Annotated in this window: 3 protein-coding genes, 1 pseudogene and 1 riboswitch; of the genes and pseudogenes, 1 reads left to right on the top strand and 3 read right to left on the bottom strand. The window is 71.5% G+C overall.

Going from position 1 to position 4,003, the window contains the following annotated elements:
* The 3 genes and pseudogenes from ACRDPS_RS26495 to ACRDPS_RS26485 form a co-directional block, all read right to left on the bottom strand.
* Positions 1-308, bottom strand: a pseudogene (locus ACRDPS_RS26495) (cobyrinate a,c-diamide synthase); the annotation flags it as partial.
* Positions 302-916 carry a cob(I)yrinic acid a,c-diamide adenosyltransferase gene (gene cobO, locus ACRDPS_RS26490; protein WP_431504661.1) on the bottom strand — a complete coding sequence of 205 codons (615 nt, stop codon included), beginning with the start codon at positions 914-916 and terminating at the stop codon, positions 302-304. The gene cobO and the pseudogene ACRDPS_RS26495, both read right to left, overlap by 7 nt.
* A complete protein-coding gene (locus ACRDPS_RS26485) occupies positions 916-3,048 on the bottom strand; it encodes a VWA domain-containing protein (protein ID WP_431504660.1) in 2,133 nt (710 codons plus the stop codon). The genes cobO and ACRDPS_RS26485 overlap by 1 nt, the downstream gene beginning before the upstream one ends.
* Positions 3,049-3,073: 25 nt before the next feature.
* Positions 3,074-3,213: riboswitch (cobalamin riboswitch) on the bottom strand.
* 62 nt (positions 3,214-3,275) lie between these two features.
* On the opposite strand from ACRDPS_RS26485, the gene cbiE reads away from it, so the two are divergent.
* Positions 3,276-4,003, top strand: a 728-nt coding sequence (cbiE, locus tag ACRDPS_RS26480; RefSeq protein ID WP_431504659.1) for a precorrin-6y C5,15-methyltransferase (decarboxylating) subunit CbiE, incomplete at its 3' end; no start/stop codon positions are given.

Genomic DNA, 4,003 nt, shown 5'->3' with positions numbered 1-4,003 from the left:
CCGTCGGTGCCGAGGCGGCCGTCGTAGAGCCCCATGACGCCTTCGATGACCGCCACGTCCGCCCCGGCAGCCCCGTGGAGCAGCAGCGGTACGATCCGCGACTCCCCCACCAGATGAGGGTCGAGGTTGCGCCCCGGACGCCCGGTGGCGAGCGCGTGATAGCCCGGGTCGATGTAGTCCGGCCCGACCTTGTGCCCGCTGACGACGGCCCCACCAGCACGCAGCGCCGCCATCAGCCCGGTCGCGACCGTCGTCTTTCCCGAGCCGGTCGAGGGAGCTGCCACCACCAGTCGGGGCAGACTCACCATTCGATGCCCTTCTGCCCCTTCTGGCCGGCGTCCATCGGGTGCTTGATCTTGGTCATCTCGGTGACCAGGTCGGCGACCTCCAGGAGCGCGGGATCGGCGTCGCGCCCGGTGATCACGACATGCTGGCGCCCCGGCCGCGCGGCGAGCACCGAGGCCACCTCTTCGGCGGAGACCCAGCCCCACTTGATCGGGTAGGTGAACTCGTCGAGGACGAGCAGGTCGTACGTCTCGGCGGCCAGGCATCGCTTGATCTCGGCCCAGCCCTCGGCGGCTGCCGCGGCGTGGTCCTCGGCCTCCCCCTGCTTGCGCGACCAGGACCAGCCCGAGCCCATCTTGTGCCAGTCGACCGGGCCGCCCTCGCCGGTCTCCTCGTGCAGTGTGCCGAGGCGCTCGAGCACGGTCTGCTCGCCGATGCGCCACTTGGCCGACTTCACGAACTGGAAGACCCCGATCCGCCAGCCCTGGTTCCACCCGCGCAGCGCGAGCCCGAACGCGGCGGTCGACTTCCCCTTGCCGGGCCCGGTGTGGACCATCAGCAGCGGCCGGTTGCGGCGTTGCCGGGTGGTGAGCCCGTCGTCGGGCACGCTCAGCGGCTGTCCCTTCGGCATCAGGCTGCTCCCTTCCCGGCGTAGGTGTGGCCGTGGACGGCCGAGGTCAGTGCCTCTGCGCTCACCTCGGCGACCGGCACGTGCTCCGCACCCAGATGCTCCGCCAGCTGACGCGCCAGCCCCAGTCTCATCGGCCCGCTCTCGGAGTCGACGACGACGGTGGTGACGCCCAGACCGGCGACGTACGCGGCGGCCTGCTGCGAGCGCCGGACCGCTTCCTTCCCGTGGACCTTCGAGTTCGCACGCCCGTCGGTGACGACCACCAGCAGCGGCCGCAGATCCGGGTCCCGCAGGTGCTCGCGCTGGAGCACCCGGGCGGCTTCTAGGAGGCCTTCGGCCAGCGGCGTACGTCCCCCGGCGGGGATCTCGTCGAGACGGGCCGCCGCGAGATCGACGGACCCCGTCGGCGGCAGCACCAGCTCGGCGCCCTCGCCGCGGAACGTGATCATCCCGACCTTGTCCCGGCGCCGGTAGGCGTCGAGCAGCAGCGAGAGGACCGCCGCCTTCACCTGCGCCATCCGCTTGCGCGCGGCCATCGAGCCGGACGCGTCGACGCAGAAGAGCACCAGGTTGGCCTCGCGCCCTTCGCGGATCGCGGTCCGCAGGTCCTCGGAGCGCAGCTCGACCCGGCCAGACGTACGTCCCCGGGCAGCCTGCTTCCCCGCCGCGGCCTTCAACGTCTCGACGAGGTGCAACGCACCTCGTCCGCCCTCGGTCGCACCGATCCGGCGGCCGCTGCTGCCGATCGCCTTGCTCCGGCCCCCGGTGCGTCCCGTGCCCAGTCCGGTCACGGTCAGCAGGCGAGGTCGATAGGCCGTGCCCGCCGCCGTGGTCGAGGTGGGCGAGCCGGGCGCGACCTGCGGCGAGCTCGACGTGTCGTCCGGCGAGGTCTCGGCCGGCTCGGCGTCCGGGCCGGACTCATCGGCGGTCGAGCTTGTCGAGACGTCCTCCGAGTTCGACGACTGCTCCTGGGAGGGCTCGGCAGGACCGGCCTCCGGGTCGCCGGGCTCCTCCGAGCTCGACGTGTCCTCCGGAGAGGTCTCGGCAGGCTCGAAGTCCGAATCCTCCGGCCCACCCTCCGGCGGCTCGGGAGGCAGCTCGTCGTCCCCGAGGATCCGGTCGAGCAGGTCCTCGTCGATCCCCGGAGCATCGAAGGGATTACGCCGACGACGGTGCGGCAACGCCAGCAGGGCAGCCTGGCGGATGTCCTCGCGGACCACCTCCGACCGACCGGCCCAGGCGGCGTGCGCGACGGCAGTGCGGGCGGTGACGATGTCGGCCCGCAGCCCGTCGACCTCGAAGGCCGCACAGACCTCGGCGATCTTGAGCAGCCCGATCTCGGTCAGGCGTACCTTCCCGACCAGGTCCCGAGCAGAGGCGATCCGGGAGGTCAGCGCACGATCCTCGCCGCCGAACCGCTCGGCGAACGCAGCGGCATCGAGGTCGAAGGCCATCCGGCGACGTACGACTTCGGCGCGCAGTGACGGATCCCGCGGCGCCGCGACCTCGACGGTGAGCCCGAAGCGGTCCAGCAGCTGCGGGCGCAGCTCCCCCTCCTCGGGGTTCATGGTGCCGATCAGCACGAAGCGTGCAGCGTGCGAGACCGAGACGCCGTCGCGCTCGACCGAGACCCGCCCCATCGCCGCCGCGTCCAGCAGCAGGTCGACCAGGTGGTCGTGGAGGAGGTTGACCTCGTCGACATACAAGAGCCCCCGGTGCGCGCGAGCCAGCAGCCCGGGCTCGAACTCGACGGCGCCACGCGACAGCGCGCTCTCCAGGTGCAGCGAGCCGACGACCCGGTCCTCGCTCGCTCCCACCGGCAGCTCGACCAGCCGCACCGGCCGGCTCTCGACGACGGCAGACGCCCCGAACGGCCCGTCCGGCGACTCCGCGGAGGGATCGGACGGGTCGATCGAGAACCGATCCCCCGCGTAGACCGAGATCGACGGCAGCACGGCCGCCAGGCCGCGTACGGCTGTGGACTTCGCGGTCCCCTTCTCGCCACGGACCAGCACCCCGCCGATCTCCGGAGAGATCGTGGTGAGCACGAGCGCGAGGCCCATGTCGTCGAGCCCAGCGGCAGAGTCCGCCTGGCAGCCGAGGACGGCAGAAAATGGGTAGTGCACCGGCATGAGAGGCTCCCGCTCCCTATCGCATTGATGGAATGGACGCGAGGCCGGTCTTCGGACTTACCGAGTCCCCATGACGGGGCTCGACTCACCGCAGCGGGCCTGTGCCGGACTCTCACCGGCTTCCCAGATTCTCCCGTTCCGCCGTCCTCACCGGTTCAACGTTCAGAGCCGATGGCTGGGCAGTCGGGGCACCTCGCGACTGTGCGGTCACTGTAGCGTCTGGCCCCATGATCGTCGTGGTGGGCATCGGTGCCGGAGGTTGGGACGAGATCCCCGTACGCCATCAGCGGCTGCTCCGGGAAGCCGCCGTGCTGCTCGGCGGCAAACGCCACCTCGACCTGGTTCCGAACGTCCCCGGCCAGCACCGCGAACCCTGGCCCTCGCCGCTCCGCGACGGCCTGCCGGCTCTGCTCGAGTCGCTGCCGACCGAAGCCTCGGTCGTCGCCCTCGCCTCTGGCGACCCGCTCGTCTCCGGCATCGGCACGACCCTGATCTCGCTTCTCGGTCGGGAGAACGTACGCATCGAGCCGGCCCTCTCCTCAGTCGCCCTCGCCCGCGCCCGGATGGGCTGGCCGGCCGAGTCGTGCGCGGTCGTCAGCCTCGTCGGCCGCGACGTCGCACTGCTCAACCGCGAGCTCGCCCCCGGCCGCCGGATCCTGGCGCTCTCCTCGGATGGGACCACCCCCACCTCGATCGCGAACCTCCTGGTCACAGCCGGTTTCGGCGCTTCTACGATGAACGTCCTGGGTGACTTGGGAGCAGAGACGGAGAGCATGCGAACCGCCAGCGCTGACGAGTGGAGGGCCGACGCCCCCCGCCTCAACATAGTGGCGATCACCTGCGACGTCGACTCAGAAGCCGCGCCGAGTCGGCGCGAACTGACGCGAACCAGCGCCGAGTCGGCGCGTCATGACGAGCCGACTCGGCGGCCGGTTTGGTCAGGATGGGCCGACTC

This window comes from Nocardioides sp., assembly GCF_050699375.1.
Lineage (GTDB): Bacteria > Actinomycetota > Actinomycetes > Propionibacteriales > Nocardioidaceae > Nocardioides.
Note: the sequence above shows the minus strand (reverse complement) of the source record. Positions and strands in the feature narration are given on the sequence as shown.

Bases quoted from the DNA above. Each gene is read 5' to 3' on its own strand.
- cobO (WP_431504661.1), bottom strand. From the start codon at position 916: ATGCCGAAGGGACAGCCGCTGAGCGTGCCCGACGACGGGCTCACCACC.
- ACRDPS_RS26485 (WP_431504660.1), bottom strand. From the start codon at position 3,048: ATGCCGGTGCACTACCCATTTTCTGCCGTCCTCGGCTGCCAGGCGGAC.